The sequence below is a fragment of the Methylocella silvestris BL2 genome (assembly GCF_000021745.1).
Taxonomy (GTDB): Bacteria; Pseudomonadota; Alphaproteobacteria; order Rhizobiales; family Beijerinckiaceae; genus Methylocapsa; species Methylocapsa silvestris.
On the sequence record NC_011666.1, the window covers coordinates 715,222 to 734,740 of the forward strand.

13 protein-coding genes are annotated in these 19,519 nt (G+C 64.9%); 3 read left to right on the forward strand and 10 right to left on the reverse strand.

Annotated elements, in window-relative coordinates; all coding sequences use genetic code 11:
• Positions 1-3: 3 nt before the first annotated feature.
• From rfaE1 to MSIL_RS03405, 7 genes are all read right to left on the reverse strand, one after another.
• Positions 4-1,461 (reverse strand): D-glycero-beta-D-manno-heptose-7-phosphate kinase, encoded by a 1,458-nt coding sequence (rfaE1, locus tag MSIL_RS03375; protein WP_012589704.1) that lies wholly within the window; start codon positions 1,459-1,461, stop codon positions 4-6.
• 273 nt (positions 1,462-1,734) lie between these two features.
• On the reverse strand, positions 1,735-3,030 hold the full coding sequence (locus MSIL_RS03380) for an AGE family epimerase/isomerase (RefSeq protein WP_148213005.1): 1,296 nt from the start codon (positions 3,028-3,030) through the stop codon (positions 1,735-1,737).
• A 46-nt stretch (positions 3,031-3,076) separates the two neighbouring features.
• Positions 3,077-4,615, reverse strand: coding sequence for a YifB family Mg chelatase-like AAA ATPase (locus tag MSIL_RS03385; RefSeq protein ID WP_012589706.1), 1,539 nt, complete (start codon positions 4,613-4,615; stop codon positions 3,077-3,079).
• Between the two features lie 100 nt (positions 4,616-4,715).
• Entirely contained in the window at positions 4,716-5,441 is a 726-nt protein-coding gene (locus tag MSIL_RS03390) for a nucleotidyltransferase family protein (protein ID WP_012589707.1), read from the reverse strand.
• A 23-nt stretch (positions 5,442-5,464) separates the two neighbouring features.
• Positions 5,465-7,036: a bifunctional tRNA (adenosine(37)-N6)-threonylcarbamoyltransferase complex ATPase subunit type 1 TsaE/phosphotransferase gene (locus MSIL_RS03395; RefSeq protein ID WP_012589708.1), complete on the reverse strand. Its 1,572-nt coding sequence runs from the start codon at positions 7,034-7,036 to the stop codon at positions 5,465-5,467.
• Positions 7,026-9,605, reverse strand: a complete 2,580-nt coding sequence (locus tag MSIL_RS03400) for a PAS domain-containing sensor histidine kinase (protein ID WP_012589709.1) — start codon at positions 9,603-9,605, stop codon at positions 7,026-7,028. The genes MSIL_RS03395 and MSIL_RS03400 overlap by 11 nt, the downstream gene beginning before the upstream one ends.
• Positions 9,606-9,717: 112 nt before the next feature.
• Complete coding sequence (locus MSIL_RS03405) at positions 9,718-10,920, reverse strand: glycosyltransferase family 2 protein (protein ID WP_012589710.1); 1,203 nt, start codon at positions 10,918-10,920, stop codon at positions 9,718-9,720.
• Between the two features lie 124 nt (positions 10,921-11,044).
• On the opposite strand from MSIL_RS03405, the gene MSIL_RS03410 reads away from it, so the two are divergent.
• The gene (locus MSIL_RS03410; protein WP_012589711.1) at positions 11,045-12,046 is read left to right on the forward strand and encodes an aldo/keto reductase; all 1,002 of its coding nucleotides are present in this window, start codon (positions 11,045-11,047) and stop codon (positions 12,044-12,046) included.
• Between the two features lie 120 nt (positions 12,047-12,166).
• On the opposite strand, the gene MSIL_RS03415 is transcribed toward MSIL_RS03410, so the two are convergent.
• Entirely contained in the window at positions 12,167-13,168 is a 1,002-nt protein-coding gene (locus MSIL_RS03415; RefSeq protein WP_041368411.1) for an isopenicillin N synthase family dioxygenase, read from the reverse strand.
• A 54-nt stretch (positions 13,169-13,222) separates the two neighbouring features.
• On the reverse strand, positions 13,223-13,705 hold the full coding sequence (locus MSIL_RS03420; RefSeq protein ID WP_012589713.1) for an Lrp/AsnC family transcriptional regulator: 483 nt from the start codon (positions 13,703-13,705) through the stop codon (positions 13,223-13,225).
• Between the two features lie 370 nt (positions 13,706-14,075).
• Between MSIL_RS03420 and carB the strand changes: the two genes are divergently transcribed.
• Both carB and greA read left to right on the forward strand, forming a co-directional pair.
• Positions 14,076-17,399, forward strand: coding sequence for a carbamoyl-phosphate synthase large subunit (gene carB / locus MSIL_RS03425; RefSeq protein WP_012589714.1), 3,324 nt, complete (start codon positions 14,076-14,078; stop codon positions 17,397-17,399).
• 258 nt (positions 17,400-17,657) lie between these two features.
• On the forward strand, positions 17,658-18,131 hold the full coding sequence (greA, locus tag MSIL_RS03430) for a transcription elongation factor GreA (RefSeq protein ID WP_041368414.1): 474 nt from the start codon (positions 17,658-17,660) through the stop codon (positions 18,129-18,131).
• 43 nt (positions 18,132-18,174) lie between these two features.
• On the opposite strand, the gene MSIL_RS03435 is transcribed toward greA, so the two are convergent.
• Positions 18,175-19,479: an Hsp70 family protein gene (locus MSIL_RS03435; protein ID WP_012589716.1), complete on the reverse strand. Its 1,305-nt coding sequence runs from the start codon at positions 19,477-19,479 to the stop codon at positions 18,175-18,177.
• Positions 19,480-19,519: the final 40 nt, after the last annotated feature.

Here is a 19,519-nt window from a genome sequence, read left to right on the forward strand (position 1 = left end):
GCGTTAATGCGTCAGCTCGGCCTTCTTGACGAGCTGGGTGGTCGATTGGCCGGGCGAGAGCTGCGCCAGCACGATCCGCCCGCCGCGCGCCTTGACGATGTCGCCGCCGACGACCTGATCCTCGCTGTAATCGGCGCCTTTCACCAGAATATCCGGCTGCAGCGCCTTGATCAGATTGAACGGCGTGTCTTCGTCGAACAGCACGACCGCGGAGACGCCCTTCAGGGCGCCTATTACGGCGGCGCGCGATTCCTCGTCCTGGATCGGCCGGGTCGGCCCCTTGAGGCGGCGCACGGAGGCGTCGGAATTCAGGGCCATGATCAGCCTGTCGCAGCTCGCGGCGGCCTGTTTGATGAGCGAAATATGACCCGGATGCAGCAGATCGAAACAGCCGTTGGCGACGCCGACCGTGAGCTTCTCCTTGGCCCAGGCCCAGCGCTGCGCGACGGCGTCCTCCGCCGTGATGTGGCGCCCGTCATTGACGGAGGCCGAGGCGAGCTCGGAGCCAAGCGAGGCGGCAAGCTCCTCCGGCGTGACGCAGGCGGTGCCGACCTTGGCGACGACAATGCCGGCGCCATGGTTGGCGAGTTTCATCGATTCCAGCATGGAAAGCCCAGAGGCCAGCGAGGCTCCGAGCACCGCGATCACCGTATCGCCGGCGCCGGACACGTCGAACACGTCCTGCGCCACCGTCGCGAGGTGGATCGGCGGTCCTGACAGCGGAAAGAAGGACATGCCTTTTTCCGACCGCGTCAGCAGGATGTTGGATTCGGTTAACTCCTGCGCCTGGATCGCTGCGGCAAGCGCCTGCGAATCCGTGTCGCAGGGAAGCCGCGTCGCGGCGCCGAGCTCCTTGCGGTTCGGCGTGATGATGGTCGCTCCGCGATAGGCGGTGAGGTCGAGGCGCTTTGGATCGACCAGAACTTTCTTTTGCGTGGCGTTGCAGCGATCGATGATCTCGCGCAGCACCCGCAAGGACAAAGCGCCCTTGCCGTAATCCGACAGGATGACGATGTCGGCGCGATCGGCGGCGGCGGCGGCGGCGGCGATCAGCCGCTGTTCGACAAGATCGTCATAGGGCGAGGTGTCTTCCTGATCGACGCGCACGATCTGCTGATGCGCGCCCAGAATGCGCAATTTGCGGGTGGTCGGACGGTCCGCGACGCCGATGAGGCCGGTCAGATCGACCCGGCCATGGGTCTGAAGGCACGAAATCAAATCGTCCCGCGCGCTATCGAGGCCCGTCAGCCCGACGACGTCGACTGTCGCGCCAAGGGTCGCCAGATTGGCGACGACATTCGCGGCGCCGCCTGCCACGGATCGTTCGGACAGGGAGCGCACGATTGGAACCGGCGCCTCGGGCGAGATCCGGCTGACGTCGCCCTGAAGATAACAGTCGAGGATCAAATCGCCGATCACCGCGACGCGGCATTTCGCGAAACGGTCGATGATGGGAATCATTCTGGGCTCCGATCCTGAGGGAGGAGTCTGCGGCTCCTTGTCCGAGGGTGAACGATGAGCGAGCGGAACAGAAGGGACGGCGCCGTCCATTTTGCCTTGATCATCACGCTCCCGCAAATTCATGAATTGCCTCCAGATCTTCCGCCAGAACGAAGCGCACGCGCCCCACGCTCTCCGTTCTCCAAACTCTTGTTTTGAAACAAGGCGTTGCTTTGTGCGATCGCGCCCTTGCAGTGTTTTCCCTATGCACCCGGCGTGCCGCGCGAGGCGGCGTCAGGCGCCGATCTTCGGCTCAAAAGCGACCGAGGCCTCGGTCGCCGCCAGAAATACGTGATAGAGCGAACTTGCCGGCGCATCGGCGATGAGCGGGACGCCGTCCGCGCCGATATGATCGATCCAGCCTCCGGCGAAAGGCCGGTCGAGGAACGTCCCGCGTAAAGCGCCAATCATCGCCGCGGCAAAGGCTTCCGCCCCCGCGTCGCCCTTGGCGCGCATGGCGACCGCGGCCTTCACCGCTTCGGTATGCGGCCAAACGCGATGCGCCGACTTTATCACATTCATATCGACGTCGAGCTCGTCGAAAATCAGCCCGTTCGCCGCATGGCCGGCCTGCCGCGCGACCCGGTAAAGCCGGGCGATCTCAGCGCCAAGATCATCGCCGGCGAGCGCCTCGAATTCGGCCAGCAGCCAGACCCATTCGTAATGATGGCCTGGCTCGAAAATTCCGCGCTTGGCCGGCTCGTCAGGGAGACTCCAGTCTTCACTGAAATATTCGAGCAGAACGCCCGGCTCGGCGATGAAGAGGCGCGTCTTGAACAGATCGACGATTTTGCGCGCGCGATCGAGATAGCCGCGCCCGGGCGCCGCCGTTTCCAGAGCAAGATAGGCCTCGAGCAGATGCATGTGAGGGTTCTGGCGCTTCGATCGGTCCGCGATCGGCGATGCGTCGTAGAGCCCGCCAAAATTCTGGTCCGTCAGGGCTTCGTCGATAAAAGCGATGGTTTCGTCGGCATAGTCGATCAGGCGCGCGTCGCCGTTCAGGCGGTATAGCGAGGCGAGGGCGAAGAGAACGAAAGCATGCGCATAGGCGTCCCTGACGCCCGAGGCGACATGCCCCTCGGGACCGATCGAAAAAGCAAATCCGCCGCGCGGACCGCCCGCATCGCAAAACCGGCCGACAAGCGATTCCATGGCGCTTTCGGCGAGAGGCGCGCCTTCGTCAAACCAGCCGAGCCGGGCCGCGTGCGAAAAAACGTAAATCTGCCTTGCCTGCACCATGGCGCGGCGGGCGACATCAAGGCGCGGGCGGCCGCTCCAATCGAGGCGCTCGTGAAACATGCCAAGCGATCGGTCAAATCCAGCGGTCGCCCACAGCGGGAGAGCTGAATTGGAAAGCCACGCGCGCAGACCGCTCGCGGCGGCGGCCGCCTCGGCGGAGATGGTTTCGTTCATCGTCCTCTTTTCTTCGATGGCGGCGCATGCAGGCACGATCTCACAAACTCCCTGAAACGGGGGGTCCGAACAACCCCGCGGGACCACACACCTCCCTGATTGAATTTTGATGACCAAATCGCGCTGAGATCACGACGATTTTGGATTTCATCTATCTTTTCGTTCACGCAGCGCGCAACAGGCGCGTCGCGTCGACACGATAGGACAAGGCTTCGGCGAGATGAATGGCGCCGACGGTCGTCGCGCCATCGAGATCGGCGATGGTGCGGGCGAGTTTCAGCACGCGATGGAAGCCGCGCGCCGAGAGCCGCAGCCGCTCCGACGCCTCCTGCACGAGCTTGAGGCCGCTGGCGTCCGGCTGCGCCGCCTGTTCGATGACGGCGGCAGGCGCCGCCGCATTCGATCCGACATTCTTGAGGCCCATCGCCGCATAGCGAGCGCGCTGGATGTCGCGCGCGGCGCCGACGCGCGCGGCGACCTCGGCCGATCCTTCGGACGGCGGCGGCAACATCAGATCGGCGGCGGCGACGGCCGGCGCCTCGACATGAAGATCGATGCGGTCGAGCAGAGGTCCCGAGATCCGCGTCTGATATTGCGCCATGCAGCGCTCATTGGGCTGGCGGTGACAGGAAAAGCCGAGATCCATGGCGTGACCGCAACGGCAGGGGTTCATCGCCGCGACAAGCTGGAAACGCGCCGGATAGACCGTGCGATGCGCCGCGCGGGCGATGGCGACCTCGCCCGTCTCCAGCGGCTGGCGCAGACTGTCCAGCGCCTGAGCCTGAAATTCCGGCAGTTCGTCGAGAAAGAGAACGCCGTGATGCGCCAGCGAAATCTCGCCGGGCCGCGCTCGCGCGCCGCCGCCAACGAGCGCCGCCATCGAGGCGGAATGATGCGGCGCGCGGAACGGGCGCTGGTCCGTCAGCGCCCCGCCGGCAAGATCGCCGGCGATCGAGTGAATGAGCGAGACTTCGAGCAGTTCGGCGGGCGTCAGAGGCGGCAGGATCGAGGGAAGCCGCGCCGCCAGCATCGATTTGCCGGCCCCCGGCGGCCCGTTGAACAGGAGATTATGGCCGCCGGCGGCGGCGATTTCGAGCGCGCGCTTGGCGCTCTCCTGCCCTTTGACGTCGCGCAGATCCGGCAGCGCGCTACTGACTGCGCGCACGCCCGGCCGTGGCCGGGCCATGACCTGCGTTCCCTTGAAATGATTGACCAGCTGGATCAGCGAGATTGGCGCCAGCACGTCGAGATCCTGCCCGGCCCACGCCGCCTCGGGTCCGCAGTCATGCGGGCAGATCAGGCCGTGCCCGCGCGCATTGGCGGCGATGGCTGCCGGCAACACGCCGGCCACGGCCGTGATTGCGCCATCGAGCGCAAGTTCGCCGAGCACGGTGTAATTTTGCAGGGCGTCGGGCGCGATCGCCCCGATCGCCGCCATGATGCCGAGCGCGATTGGCAGATCGTAATGGCTGCCTTCCTTTGGAAGGTCGGCCGGCGCGAGGTTGACGGTGATGCGCTTGGCCGGCAAGGCCAGGCCCGAGGAATTCAGCGCCGCGCGCACTCGCTCGCGTGATTCAGCGACCGCTTTATCGCCAAGGCCGACCACAGTGAAAACGACATTGCCATTGGCGATTTGCACCTGCACGTCGACCGGCCGGGCATCAACCCCCTCGAACGCTACCGTCGCGACCCTGACGACCATGACGTGAACTCATCCCTCAGTTTCAGAAGGGTAGCGGAGACGGCGCAGCGAATCAAGAACAACTCATGAACAAAGCGCCAATTATCAGCGCGCGGATTTTTCAGATCACGCTCCGCGCGATGGTCAGCTCCGCCTCTTCGATCATTTCAGGCGCGCCGACATGCAGCCAGAGGCCGTCCAGCCGCTGACCAAACAGACGGCCGCGTTGCGCGGCCTCCCAGAAAAAAGGCGCCAGAGGAAAGATTTTGCTCGTTTCGCCAGCGAACAACTCCGGCTTGACGATGCCGACGCCGGCATAGACGAAGGGCGCCACCTTGGTCTCGGCGCGGCGCGTCAGCCTTCCTTCGGCGTCCATGAAAAAATCCCCCGGCCAATCGACGCCGACGCTCGCCGTCGTCGCCGCGACAAGAAGGAGGATATCCATTTTGGCCGGGTCCCACGCGCCGGCGAGGCGAAGCAGGTTTTGCTTCGGCCCCTCAAGCCAGAGCGCGTCCGTGTTGCACATGAAGAATGGCTCGGAGCCGAGCCATGGCAGGGCCTTGGCGATCCCGCCGCCTTGGTCGAGCAGTTCGTCGCGCTCATCCGAGATGATGATTTCGAGATCGGCGCGGCTCGCAAGATGGCTTTCGATCTGGTCGGCGAGGTGATGCACATTGACGACCGCGCGCCGCGTTCCCGCGCGGGCGAAACGGTCGAGCATATGATCGATCATCGGCTTGCCGCCGATCTTGATCATCGGCTTCGGGACGGTCAGCGTCACAGGCAGCATGCGTTTGCCGAGGCCGGCGGCGAAAACCATCGCCGTCGAGGGCGCTTTGACTGGCATATCGACGTCTCGCTGCGCTTGCCTTAGGCCGCAGATTCAAAAATCTGCGGCAGATGCGTTTCATACCAGATCTTGAGCTCGGCCAGAGCCTCATGGCGGAGGTTTTTCAGAAGATATTGCTCAACCCGAGGCAGATGCGCGAGGTAATGCGGCTTTCGGTCGCGCGCGTCGAGCCGGGCGAAGATGCCAAGGATTTTTGTCGCCCGCTGGGCGCCCAGCAAGGCGTAGGCCCTGACGAAATCGCCCATCGCAAAAGCGCCCCCCGCCGCTTTTTGCGCGATCGCCTCCTGGCGCGCCCGCGCATAATGGCCAAGCAGCTTCAGCTCGAGAGCGTCCGGCACGGTGACCCTCGCGTCCTGCAGCAGCGAGACGAGGTCATAGGCCGGATGACCCCTGACGCAATCCTGAAAATCGACGAGCCCGACGCGCTTCAGCCCCTCGCGGGCGGCGAGCCAGATGAGATTGGGCGAATGATAGTCGCGCAACGTCCAGCTCGTCTCCGTGGTGAGACTCTCGGTCAAGGCCTTGCGCCATAGATTGACGAAGGTCGCCTTGGCGCCCGAGGAAAGCTGCAGCCGCGCTCGGTAGGGCGCATACCAATCGAGCAACAATTCGACCTCGATCAGCAGCGCGTCGAGGTCATAGGGCGGAATGGTATAGGGCGCGGCCCCCGGAACCGGCAGCGTATCGGGTAAATCGGAGCCGTGCAGTCTGGCGAGGACCTCCGTCGCGACGGCGTGGCGCTCAAAATCGGGTTCGCCGCCAATCAGGATCGGCTCGTCGCCGAGATCCTCAACCAGGATCACGCCGGTCGCGAGGTCGAACGCATAAATCTCGGGGGCGGAAATCCCCTCGGCGCGAAGGCCCTCGCCGACGGCGATGAACGGCCGCACATCCTCGGCGAGCCGGGCGATCGCGCTATAGGGCTTGCCGAAGCGGATTGGCGGCCCGTCCGGGCGCGGCGGCGAAATCATCAGGACAGCGCTCGATCCGTCGTCGCGCACGAGCCGTTCGAACAGGCGCGACGAGGCGTCGCCTTGCATGAACTGCCGTTGCGCGTCGCGCCATCGCGTCGGGGCGAGCACGCCCTCGATCGCGCGGGCGCGAGCGAGCCGGCCGGCGAAGGCGCCATGGCCCGTCACAGTCGCGTCGCGCGCGCCGGTCGCGCTGTCGGCGTCGAGCGCGAAGCTGATGTCGAGCCTGTCTTCGCCGAGATAGGCGCCGCCGCGGTCTGGCCATTCGACGATGACGAAGGCGCCGTCGGCAGCCTCGTCCCAGCCAAGTTCGATGAGATCGCTGGGCTTTTCGAGGCGGTAGAAATCGGCGTGGACGATCGGCGCCGACGCGCCCTCATAAATCTGCATGAGGAGAAACGTCGGGCTCGGAACTTCAAGATCGGGATCGCCTGTCAGGAGGCGGATCAGGGCGCGGGCGAAGGTGGTCTTGCCGGCGCCCAGCTCGCCCGAAAGGGTCACGAGATCGCCCGGACGGATGAGTTCGGCGATTTCCGCCGCAAGGCGCGACGTCGCGTCCTCGTCGGCAAGGCGCCGCGGCCAGACTGTCGCCGTCGCCGCGAGCTGCGCCTCAACCGCCATTCCGCTCCCGCCCCTGTGATTCGACTTTCCCCACCTTCGGGCTTTTCGCGGGGAAGATGCAAGTCACTGTGGTGCCCTCCCCGAGCGCGGAGTCGATCAGGATGCGGCCGCCGTGCAATTCGACGAAGGAGCGCGCGATCGAGAGGCCGAGGCCGACGCCGCGATGCCGCGAGCCGGAGGTGTGCGTCTTGAAGCGATCGAAAATATGATCGACGACCTCGCGCGGGATGCCCCGCCCCTGATCGCTGACCTTGAAGACGATCTCCTCGCCCCGGCGCAGCGCGGCAAGGCCGATCGCGCTGCCGGGCGCGGAAAAACCGATCGCGTTGGAGAGAAGATTCATCAGAATTTGCCGGATGCGCTTGCCGTCGGCGATGAAGAAGCCGAGATCCTGCATCGGGATGACGCTCAGCGTCAGCCCCGCCTCGGCGACGCGGTCCTCGAGCCCCTCGGCCGCGGCGCGCATTGTCTCCGCGACGTCGATCTCCTCGAGCGATAATTCCATCGCGTCGGCGTCGATCGAGGCGAGATCCAGAATGTCGTTGATGATGGCGAGCAGGGCCGAGGAGGATTTCGTCACATAGCCGGCATATTCGAGCTGGCGCGGGTTGAGCGGGCCGACAGAAGGATCGCCGAGAAGCTGGATGAAGCCGATGATGTTGGTCAGCGGCGAGCGCAATTCGTAGGACACGTGGTGGACGAAATCATTGCGCAGCCGCTCGGCCTCGATCAGGGCCTGATTGCGTTCGGTCAGCGCCCGCTCGACATTGACCCCCGCCGTCGCGTCGATGAAGGTGATCAGCGTCGCTCCGTCCGGCAGCGGCGCGGCGGCGCAATCAAGCACCGCGCCGTCGCGGCGCGCGAGCCGGTTTTCGTAGCCCAGCCGCTGATCCTGCAGGCCGGCCACCACCGCCCTCAGCTCGTTCCAGTCGCCCTCTTGCATGAATAAGGGCGCGCAGAGCTCGGCGACGCGATCGATATGCGGCTGATCGCCGAGTTGATCGGGATCGAGGCTCCATAATTCCGCGAAGGCCGGATTGAACAGTTTGAGCCGGCCGTCGCTGCCGAAGACCGCGACCCCTTCCTTCAGCGTGTCGAGCGTTTCGCTCTGAACGCGGATCGCGGCGTTGAATTGCGATTCGAGGCGGAAGCGCTCGGTCACGTCGTCATAGAGATAGGTGACGCCGCCCTGTGGATTGGGGTTGATGACGATGCGCAGAGTCCGCTCATCCGGCAGATACCAGGCCTGCTCCTCCGTCTCGATCGATTGATAAGCGGCGAGCAGACCTTCCTTCCAAACGCGGAAATCGGTCTGTTCCGGAATGAGCCGCGCGGCGCGCAGACGATCGAGAATTTCCGAGTCGGTCGGCTTTTCGTCAAGCCAGGCCTGATCGAGACCCCAGAGCTGGCGGTAAGCGGCGTTGTGGAACACGAGCCGCTTTGAATGGTCGAAAATAACGACCGCTGTCGAAAGCTGATCGAGCGTGCGCGCATGGGCCTGCTTTTCGCGTTCGAGCGCGTCGCGGGCGCCTTGAAGCTCCGTCACGTCGCTCGCCATGCCGACCGAGGCCGGAGCGGCCGAGCCGGCGGCGACGGCCTCGCCCGAAGGCGCGTCGATGACGTCAAACAGGCGTCGCTCGCCGACAACGACGGCTGGCGCCCGGCCGCGCCAGACCGCGCCTGTCGCGCGCGCCTCCCGGCTCGCCTCACGGGCGGGCTTTTCGAGCAGCTCGACGTTGCGCGCCACGGCCTCGTCGGGGTCCGCCGCTTCGACCGCCCGCGCATAGGCGGAATTGACCAGCGTCAGCCTACCCTCCCCGTCGCGCAGCCACGCCGGATTGGGCGAAGCGTCGAGCATCGCCCACAAGGCCTTCAGCTCCCCCTTTGCGCGCGCTTCGAGCTCTTGAAGCCGGATGGCCTCCATCCGTTCGGCGGACACATCCCTGATCCGCATGACGGCGACGCCGTCGAGGGGACGGCCTTCGACGTCGAGATGGCGCCCGTCGAGCGTTGCGACGGCAGCGCGGAACGCTGCGCCGCGCGCGCGCAGATCGGCGACGCGTACGCCCAGCTCCTGCGCCGACGCTGCGACGAGCCAGGATCCGAAGGCGAGCGGAAGCCGCCGCTGCGGATCCTCCGCCAGCAGGGCAAGGTCGCCCTCAACCTCGGGCTGATCGTCCGCGCCGCGCCAAACGACGATGATCCCCGCGGACGCGGCCAGCAAAAGCTCGGCGCGGTCGAGCCGGGCGCGAAGACGCGCGGCCTCGCCGGTGAGATCCGCTTCGCGCCCTGCCCATCGCCGATGCGCGGCGACCGTAGCGAAGGCGGCGGCCCCAGCGAAAAGGATCAGTCCAATGACGAGCGCGCTTTCAGCGGCGGCAGGGACGGCGCGTTGAAAGGCGCCGCTGTCAAAGGCGCCTTCGGCCGCGGCTGGCAAAAGGACGCCAAACGAAGCCAAAAGGAAGCCCGCAGCGCCCGCAACAAGGCGCGCAAGACGACGCCCCCGTGACGCAAATTGCGTCCGTGCATAAGTCCGCGCATTCTGGGGCTTGCGTCGGCGCGCCTGCATGAGTCTCTCCGAAACGGGCCCGATCAAACCGATCGCCGCCGATTCGCTGCACTGTAGCGATAGCGCCTATGTTTGAGAATCCGGTAAAGATCTTGCCCCGGCCTGACCGGCGTTATTTGCGGGGACGCTGCGCCGGCGGGCGAATAATCGCCGCCCAGGGAACGCCGCTGACGAACATCAGGCCCTTGGTGACGGGCATGCCGAGCGCCCCGGCGACGTCCGGGTAGCGCGCGACGAGTTGCGTCGCGACGCGCGAGCGCGCCGACCAGCGCGGGGTGGCAGGCCCGGCGTCGGGGTCGGAACAATCGATCCGGCGTAGCAGCCGCGCATAATCGAAAGCCGTCCAGCCGCGTTCGAGAAAGAAGGCGGCGCGCTCGATCAGATGATCGACCAAAATCGCCTTCGCCCACGCATTGCTGTCGCCCGAGCAGCCCGGCTGATAGGACAGCACATTGTGCAGCTGCGGCCGCTTGGAGAATATATTGCCGCCATGCAGCCGGTAGACCGCCAGCGCGTCGTCGATCAGAACGCTGCCGCTGATCGCATTGACGCCGAGGCAGAAATAAAGGTCCGTGCCGGTGCGCAGCGTCGCGATCTCGGCGTTGTCGCAAAAAAGGTCGAGCGCGTCGCGGCGGAAGCAATTGCCCGAGGTCGGCGACCAGACCCATTCATTGGTCATCGGCGCGACGAAGCGCAGCCGCTTGAGGATCGAGCGGTCGAAATTCTCGCCCGGCCACGCCGTTGCGAACGGGCCGCCAGCCGGCTGTCGATAGGGCCGCGCATAATTGGTCTTTACGCCGCGCCTTGCGGTGATCACCCGGTTGAACGCCTCCTCGGCGCCCAGCACCACCTCGTTTCCGGCCGCCTGCAGCAGATCGCCGGAGGAAAAGCCGACATGGACCCGCAGCGACAGATGCACATAGACATGAGTCTCGATGCAATGGGGCAGCAGCAGATCGTCGGCGTCGAGGAAAATGACATAAGGCCCGCGCGAGGCCTTGAGCCCGTCGAGCGCGGCTGGCGTCTGGCCGTCATTGGCGGCGCGGCGAATGATTTTGGCCTGGGGATATCGCGCTTCGATCGCGCGCAGCACCTCGGGCGTCTCGTCCGTCGAGGCGTTGTCGACGATCACGCATTCGACGTTCGGATAGGTCTGGCCGAACACGGAGCCGACCGCCGCCCCGAGAAATCGGCCGTAATTGTAATTGACGACGACGACGCTGACGAGCGGCAGGCTCAGCGCAGGGGCGCGCGCATCCGCTTCCGCCCCTTGCGGTTCGTAGCGAAACCGTTCCGTCACGCGAACCTCGTTCATCGCCGATCTCCCTGAGCCAGGCAGAGATGGACTAACATTTTGCCGATCAGTCAATATTGACTTACACGGGAGACCGGCCGGCGGTGAGCAAATCCGACCGTCGCCTCGATCCAGCGGAGAAAATATGGCTGCGTCCTCGCCCAGAATCGCGCGTTTCCATCGCCTTGGCGCTCAAGGCCCGGACGTTTCGGCGATCGGCCTCGGCTGCATGTCGCTTTCCGGCGCCTATGGCGAGAGCGAGGACAAGAACGGGATCGCGGTGATCCACGCGGCGCTCGACGCCGGCGTCAATTTTCTCGACACCGCCGATATGTATGGCTGGGGCCATAACGAAAGCCTCGTCGGCGCGGCGATCGCGGGGCGCCGGGACGAGGCGTTCATCGCGACCAAATTCGGCCATGTCGAGGGAAATTCCGGCGAGGTCCTGATCAATGGCCGGCCGGATTATGTCTTCAAGGCCTGCGACGCCAGTCTGAAACGGCTCAAGGTCGATCATATCGACCTCTATTACCAGCACCGGGTCGACCCGCAAGTGCCGATCGACGAAACGGTGGACGCCATGAGCCAACTCGTCAGAAAGGGAAAGGCGCGCTTCATCGGGCTTTCGGAAGCAAAACCCGAAACGATCCGGCGCGCCTGCCGCATCCATCCCATCGCGGCCGTGCAGATGGAATATTCTCTGCTCTACCGCAAAGAGGCGGAAGAGGTGCTCGCCGCGACGCATGAACTCGGCATTGGCTTCGTCGCCTATTCTCCCCTGGGCCGCGGCCTTCTCACCCCGGCGCTGCGCACGGCCGCGGACGTCGCTGGCGACCGGCGAGCGACGCACCCACGCTTTTTGGCAGAAAACTTCGACCACAACCGTCGTCTGGCCGACCAGGTCGCGGAGATGGCTCGGGCCAAGCGTTGCACGAGCGCGCAGCTCGCGCTCGCCTTTCTTCTCGCCGACGAAACGGTGACGCCGATCCCCGGCACAAAAAAGATCGAGCGGCTTTGGGAAAATATGGGAGCGCTCGATGTGGAGTTGAGCGCCGAAGAGCTGGCCGAGCTGCGCGAGATGATTCCGAGCGACGCCGCAGCGGGCGAGCGCTATCCGGAAAATCTGCTGAAAGCGGCCTATCTCTAACGGGAGGCGCGGCCGAATAGATTTGGCCGGAGCGCTCAACCGTTCGATACGGACTTCCCGCTCTATCCTCCACACTGACGGAGCGGCCCGCGCAGGACGTCCGCTGGCCGGCCTGATTCGCTAGAGATCGGCGTAATGGCGCCCGGCGACGTCCGGGTGCGAGCGCAGCCGCCCCTTCAGATAATTCTCGCCGGCATGGCGGAACAGCGGATTATCCGGGTCGGCTTCGGCCCCGCGCGCCCGAGCGGCCAGTTCCGGCGGAAGATCGAGGATCGGCGTCGTCGCTTCATGGCTCGCGCCAAGAAAGAAGGCGGCCGACAGGCGGTCGCGTCCGGCCGGCGGAACGACGCGATGGACGGTCGCGCGCAAATAGCCGTTGGTTGCGATTTCGAGAAGTTCGCCGATGTTGACGACCAGCGAGCCTGGCAAAGGCGCCGCAGCGATCCATGAGCCATCCTCCCGCTCGACCTCGAGGCCGCCGACGTCGTCCTGAAGCACGAAGGTGAGCAGCCCGCTGTCCTTATGCGGGCCGACGCCGTGCGCGCCGCCGGCGCCGTCCTGCGCGGGATAGCGGATGATCTTGATGTGCTGGTTGGGCGCGCTCCGATAGAGCGGCTCGAACGCATCTGCCGCTTGCCCAAGCGCCTCGGCGAAGGCGCGCAGCAGGCGGACGGCGGCAGCGGTGACGGCGCCCTGCCAGGAGAGCAGCAGGCTGCGCAGCTCCGGCAAGGCGTCCGGCCATTGGTTTGGACCCTGGAGCCGCATCCAGGCGGGATCGCCCGGGCGCCAGCGGCGCTCGCCCTCGGCGCCGATGTCAAACTGCTCGCGCCAATCCGGGCGCCCGCGCGTGAGTTCCGCGCCGAGACGCGAATAGCCGCGAAAATGCGGCGACCGGATCATGTCGACGGCGCGTTTCTCCTGCGTCGGCAGGTCGAAGAATTTTCGCGCGACAGAGAGCACATCGCCGTTTTCGGCGACGCCATGGCCGGTCAGATAGAAGAAACCGACATCATGGGCGGCCTCGCGCAGATCGGCGAGAAAGCGTCGGCGCGCGGCGGGCTCCGCCGCCTCACGGGCAAGATCGATCAGGGGAAGCGCGCTCGCGGGCGATTGCGTATCGATCTTATCGCCTCCCGTTCCTTGCCGGACGGCGCTCTCCCGCAACGACGGCGCGCGTCAGCCGGCGATCGGAAAAGCCGTTTCGGATTTGATGTTCTCCAGCGCGAAGCGCGACGTCACGTTCTTCAGCGGCGCCAGCGCGATCAGCCGCTTGTAGAAATCATCGAAGGCGGCGGTGTCGGGCACGACGACCCGCAAAATATAGTCGACGTCTCCCGCGGTGCGATAGAAATCCATCACCTCATCCATCGCGGCGAGCGCGGTCGCGAAACGCTCGAGGCCCTGACCTGAATGATCGCCGACCTCAATGGTGACGAAGACGGTGATGCCGAGGCCGAGCTTGATCGGATCGAGGATCGCAATGCGCCGCTTGATGACGCCCGCCGCCTCGAGCCGCTGCAGGCGCTTCCAGCATGGAGTTTGCGACAGTCCGACGCGCGAGGCGATCTCATGGATCGAGAGAGAGGCGTCCTTTTGCACGATGCGCAAAATTCGCCGGTCGATGGGATCGAGGATTTTGGGCGGGCTCATGATGATCATTTCTATAGAATTACTATTCTATATATACACATCATCTCGCGGTCGATTGCAACCCACGTTAGAGCTCAAAGCTATGTCGTCCGAGCCGCGCCTTTCGGAGCTCCTCTGGGCGGCGTCAAGAAAGTTTCCTCGCCGGCGGCGTTCCTCGGCCGCGGCGCTTGGGTTGAGAGCCGCGGCGATCTGGTTTAGACACCTGCCTGCCTCATGAATTCTCGCTGTAGCCCGTGCGGACTCGGCGCCGTCTTTGCTGCGCTCAAGCGAACCATCCCGCAACGGCTCCGTTTGAACCGGTCAGAGCGCCGGCTAAGGCGGCCGCGCGGCTTCTGCGACAATGATCTGAAACGCCAGCCTCGATCGCGAAAGAGACCTAATGCCGAAGCGGACCGACATCTCGACGATCCTTATCATCGGCGCGGGACCGATCATCATCGGACAGGCCTGCGAATTCGACTATTCCGGCACGCAGGCATGCAAGGCGCTGCGCGCAGAAGGTTACCGGATCGTCCTCGTCAACTCCAATCCGGCGACGATCATGACGGACCCGGACATGGCCGACCGCACCTATATCGAGCCGATCGTTCCCGAGGCCGTCGCCAAGATCATCGCCAAGGAAAGATATGCCGCGCCGGGGGGCTTCGCCCTGCTGCCGACCATGGGCGGCCAGACGGCGTTGAATTGCGCGCTCTCGCTCAAGAAAATGGGCATTCTCGAGCAATATGACGTCGAGATGATCGGCGCCAGCGCCGAGGCGATCGACATGGCCGAGGATCGCGAATTGTTCCGCGAGGCGATGTCGCGCATCGGCCTGTCGACGCCGCGTTCGCACCAGATCAAGACGCTCTCCCAGGCGCTCGCCATCATCGACGATATCGGCCTGCCGGCGATCATCCGTCCCTCCTTCACCATGGGCGGGACCGGCGGCGGCATCGCCTATAACAAGGCGGAGTTCATCGACATCATCGAGCGGGGCATTGACGCCTCGCCGACAAGCGAAGTGCTGGTCGAGGAAAGCGTTCTCGGCTGGAAGGAATATGAAATGGAGGTCGTCCGCGACAAGGCGGACAATTGCATCATCGTCTGCTCCATCGAGAACATCGATCCGATGGGCGTTCACACAGGCGATTCCATCACGGTCGCGCCGGCGCTGACGCTGACCGACAAGGAATATCAGATCATGCGCGACGCTTCTCTCGCGGTGCTGCGCGAGATCGGCGTCGAAACGGGCGGCTCCAACGTCCAGTTCGCGGTCAATCCAGCCGACGGACGCATGATCGTCATTGAAATGAACCCTCGCGTGTCGCGCTCCTCGGCCCTCGCCTCGAAGGCGACCGGCTTCCCGATCGCCAAGGTAGCGGCCAAGCTCGCGGTCGGCTTCACCCTCGACGAGATCGAAAACGACATCACCGGCGGCGCGACGCCGGCGTCCTTCGAGCCGAGCATTGATTATGTCGTCACCAAAATCCCGCGCTTCGCTTTCGAGAAATTTCCCGGCGCCGACAATATTTTGACCACCGCGATGAAGTCGGTCGGCGAATCCATGGCGATCGGGCGCACCTTCGCCGAAAGCCTGCAGAAGGCGCTGCGTTCTCTGGACATCGGGCTCGACGGGCTCGACGAGATCGAGATCGAAGGGCTCGGCCTTGGCGACGACATGAATGCGCTGCGCGCCGCGCTCGGCCGGCCGACGCCGGACCGGCTGCTCGTCGCGGCGCAGGCGTTGCGCTATGGCATGACGCCGGCCGAGATCCACGAGGCCTGCCGTATCGACGTCTGGTTTCTCGAGCGGCTGCAGGAAATTCTCGACCTTGAGGCGCTGGTGCGCGCGCGCGGCCTGCCCGGCGACAGCGCCAATCTGCGCATGCTGAAGGCGGCCGGCTTTTCCGACGCCCGCCTCGCCGCTCTGACCGGGTCCTCCGCAGCCGCCGTCGGGGCGCTCCGCCGCAGCCTTGGCGTGCGGCCGGTCTATAAGCGCATCGACACCTGCGCCGCCGAATTCGCCTCGCCGACGGCCTATATGTATTCGACCTATGCGCCGCCCTTCGCCGGGATCTCGGCCGACGAGGCGCGCCCCTCGGATCGCGAAAAAGTCGTCATCCTCGGCGGCGGCCCGAACCGCATCGGCCAGGGCATCGAATTCGACTATTGCTGCTGTCACGCCTCCTTCGCCCTGCGCGAGCGGGGGATCGAGACGATCATGGTCAATTGCAACCCGGAAACGGTTTCGACCGACTACGACACCTCCGACCGGCTCTATTTCGAGCCGCTGACGATGGAGGACGTACTCGAAATCCTCGCCAAGGAAAGCGAGGCCGGCAAGCTGAAGGGCGTCATCGTGCAGTTCGGCGGCCAGACGCCGCTCAAACTGGCGGAGGGACTGCAGAGGGCGGGAATCCCGATTCTCGGCACCTCGGTTGATTCGATCGACCTCGCCGAGGACCGCGACCGCTTCAAGCGCCTGCTCGACAAGATCGGGCTGAAGCAGCCGAAGAACGGCATCGCCTATTCGGTCGAGCAATCGCGCATCGTCGCCTCGGATCTTGGCCTGCCGCTCGTGGTGCGCCCGTCCTATGTGCTGGGCGGGCGGGCCATGGCGATCATCCGCGATCATGCCGAATTCGACGATTATCTGCTCGGAGTTCTGCCCGGCCTCGTGCCCTCAGACGTCAAGGCGCGCTATCCGAACGACAAGACCGGGCAGATCAATACGGTGCTCGGCAAGAATCCCCTGCTGTTCGACCGCTATCTCAGCGACGCCGTCGAAGTCGACGTCGACGCTTTGTCGGACGGGACCGACGTCTATATCTGCGGCGTCATGGAGCATATCGAGGAGGCCGGTATTCATTCGGGCGATAGCGCCTGCTCGCTGCCGCCGCGCTCGCTGTCGCCGGACATGATCGCAAAGCTCGAACGCCAGACCCGCGACCTCGCGCTCGCGCTTGGCGTCGGCGGGTTGATGAATGTGCAATATGCGCTGAAGGACGGGGAAATCTACGTGCTCGAGGTGAACCCCCGCGCCGCCCGCACCGTGCCCTTCGTCGCCAAGGTGATCGGGGTTCCGATCGCCAAGATCGCCGCCCGCATCATGGCCGGCGAGAGCCTCGCCAGCTTCGGCCTGACGCCGCCCCGCTTCGATCACGTCGGCGTCAAGGAGAGCGTGTTTCCCTTCGCGCGCTTTCCCGGCGTCGACACGGTGCTCGGCCCGGAAATGCGCTCGACCGGCGAGGTCATGGGGCTCGACCGCTCCTTCGCTGTCGCCTTCGCCAAGAGCCAGCTCGGCGGCGGCACCAATGTGCCGACCTCGGGCGCGGTGTTCGTATCCGTCCGCGACGCCGACAAGCAGCGCGTGCTCGGCACGATCAAGCTATTGGCCGGGCTTGGTTTCCGCATCCTTGCGACCGGGGGCACCGCCCGCTTCCTTCACGCCGAAGGAGTCGCGGCGCAGCGCATCAACAAAGTCTCGGAAGGCCGGCCGCATGTGGTCGATCTCATCAAGAACGGCAGCGTGCAGCTCGTCCTCAATACGACCGAAGGCAAGCAGGCCCTCGCCGACTCGCGTTCGTTGCGCCGCGCGGCGCTTTTGCACAAAGTGCCCTATTACACGACGCTCGCCGGGGCGATCGCGGCGTCCGAAGGAATCAAGGCCTATATCGCCGGCGATCTCGAAGTCCGCGCGCTGCAGGATTATTTCAGTTAAGGAATGCTTTGGCCGCGGAAACCCCGCCCCGGCCTATCGATTGAAACTTCCCCCTGACACGAGCCACTTGCAGGAGCCTGCGCGAAAGTGTCTCTTAGACGGGAGACGGATTCGCGGCGGCAAAGCGCTGGAGCCCGGCGATTAGCGATAGCCCTGCGGCCTCCAACGAAGCCGACAGTTTTTGAAGACCACGACAACGCCGCGCCCCGGGGAGGAGCGGACGCTTTTGTTGTTTTAAGGGATGTGAAAGATACCACCATGGACAAGGTTCCCATGACGGCGGCGGGCCATCTCGCCCTCGAAGACGAATTGAAGCGCCGCCAGCAGATCGAACGGCCGCGGATCATCCAGGCGATCGCTGAAGCGCGCAGCCACGGCGATCTGTCGGAAAACGCCGAATATCATTCCGCGAAGGAAGCCCAGTCCCTGAATGAGGGCCGCATCGCCGAGCTTGAGGACAAATTGTCCCGCTCCGAGGTGATCGACGTCTCGAAACTGTCCGGCGCGACGGTGATGTTCGGCGCGACGGTGACGCTGATCGATGAAGACACCGAAGCGGAGAAAACCTATCAGATCGTCGGCGAGACCGAGGCCGATGTAAAATCCGGCCGCGTCTCGATCACCTCCCCGACGGCCCGCGCTCTGATCGGTAAGAAGGTCGGCGACACCGTCGAAGTGACGACGCCCGGCGGCGGCAAGAGCTATGAGATTTTGAAAGTGTCGTTTCAGTAGGCTGAGTTTTGTCAGCCGCCGAAGTCGCGCCCGGCGCTGCGGGCTATCCCGTTTGGCCGGCGCCCACCCGCTCCGCCGCGATCAGCGCCAGGCCCGAGGCGACCGACTGGAAGGCGTCGCCGATGTGCACGCGGGGACCGCCAAAGCGCTCCGTGAACAAGGCGCGGACGGAAGGCACGAAAGACGTCCCGCCGGTCAGAAAGACCGCGTCGATCGCGGCGGGCTTGAGGCCGGCCGCGGCGACGGCCTGATCGACGCAGGCGCCAATGCGCTTGAGATCCGGCGCGATCCAGGCTTCGAACTCGGCGCGACTGACGTCAGCCTCGATCTGGATGCCCTCGCGGCTGAATGAAAAACGCGCGCTCTCCTCATCGGACAGCCGCGCCTTGAGCGCGCCGACAGAGCGATAGAGCTCGAAGCCAAGATCGTGCTGAATCACCGACATCAGATCTTCCAGCGGCTCCGGCTCCTCGGCGCTCTGGATCAGCTTGCGCAATTCGCCGAGCGTCTGCGCCGTTTTTAGCCACGACAATTGATGCCATTGCGCAAAGGCGGCATGGAAATAGGCCGGGATCGGCAGGCGCTTGTCGAAGGAGCGGTAAAACGCGCCTTTGCCGAGTTTTGGCGCGATGACATGGTCGATGATGCGATAGTCAAATGAATCCCCGGCGACGCCGACGCCGGTATGGGCGAGCGGCCGCGCCGTTAGCGCGCCGTCCTTGCGTGAAAAGCGCATAATTGAGAAATCGCTGGTGCCGCCGCCGAAATCGGCGACGAGCACCGTTTCTTCGCGCTCCAGACGACGCGCATACCAATAGGCCGCGCCGAAGGGCTCGAACGCCAGCGCAACGTCATGAAAGCCCGCCAGCGCATAGGCGCTTTGCAGACGCGCGACGGCGAGATCCTCGTCCGGATCCTCTCCGGCGAAAACCACCGGCCGACCGGAGAGGATCGGGATTTGCACCGCGTTCGCGCCGGCGCTCAAACGCAAATCCGCGAGCAGATCGCTCAGAAACGTCGCGACCAATTGCTCGATGGTGAAGCGCTGGCCGTAGAGCCGCGTTTCGGAAAAGAGCCGGCTCGCCAGATAGGTCTTGATCGACTGGATGAAACGCTGCTCGCCATCGCCGGCGACGGCGCGGGCGATCGCCGCTGGGCCCGAGGCGTGGGCGATCCTGCGCCCCTCGCGCCAGAACATCAGCGCGGTGCGATAGGTGTCGGTCGCGCCGAACTGCGAGGGCCAGCTGAGGCTCTCGACTTCGCCGTTCTCATAGGCGAGGGCGACGACGCTGTTTGTGGTGCCGAAATCGACGCCGACGCCGGCGAGGCGCGAAGCTGCCGCTGTCATGGACGCTCCCATAAAGCCAAAAAAAGCCCGCGCGAAAAAA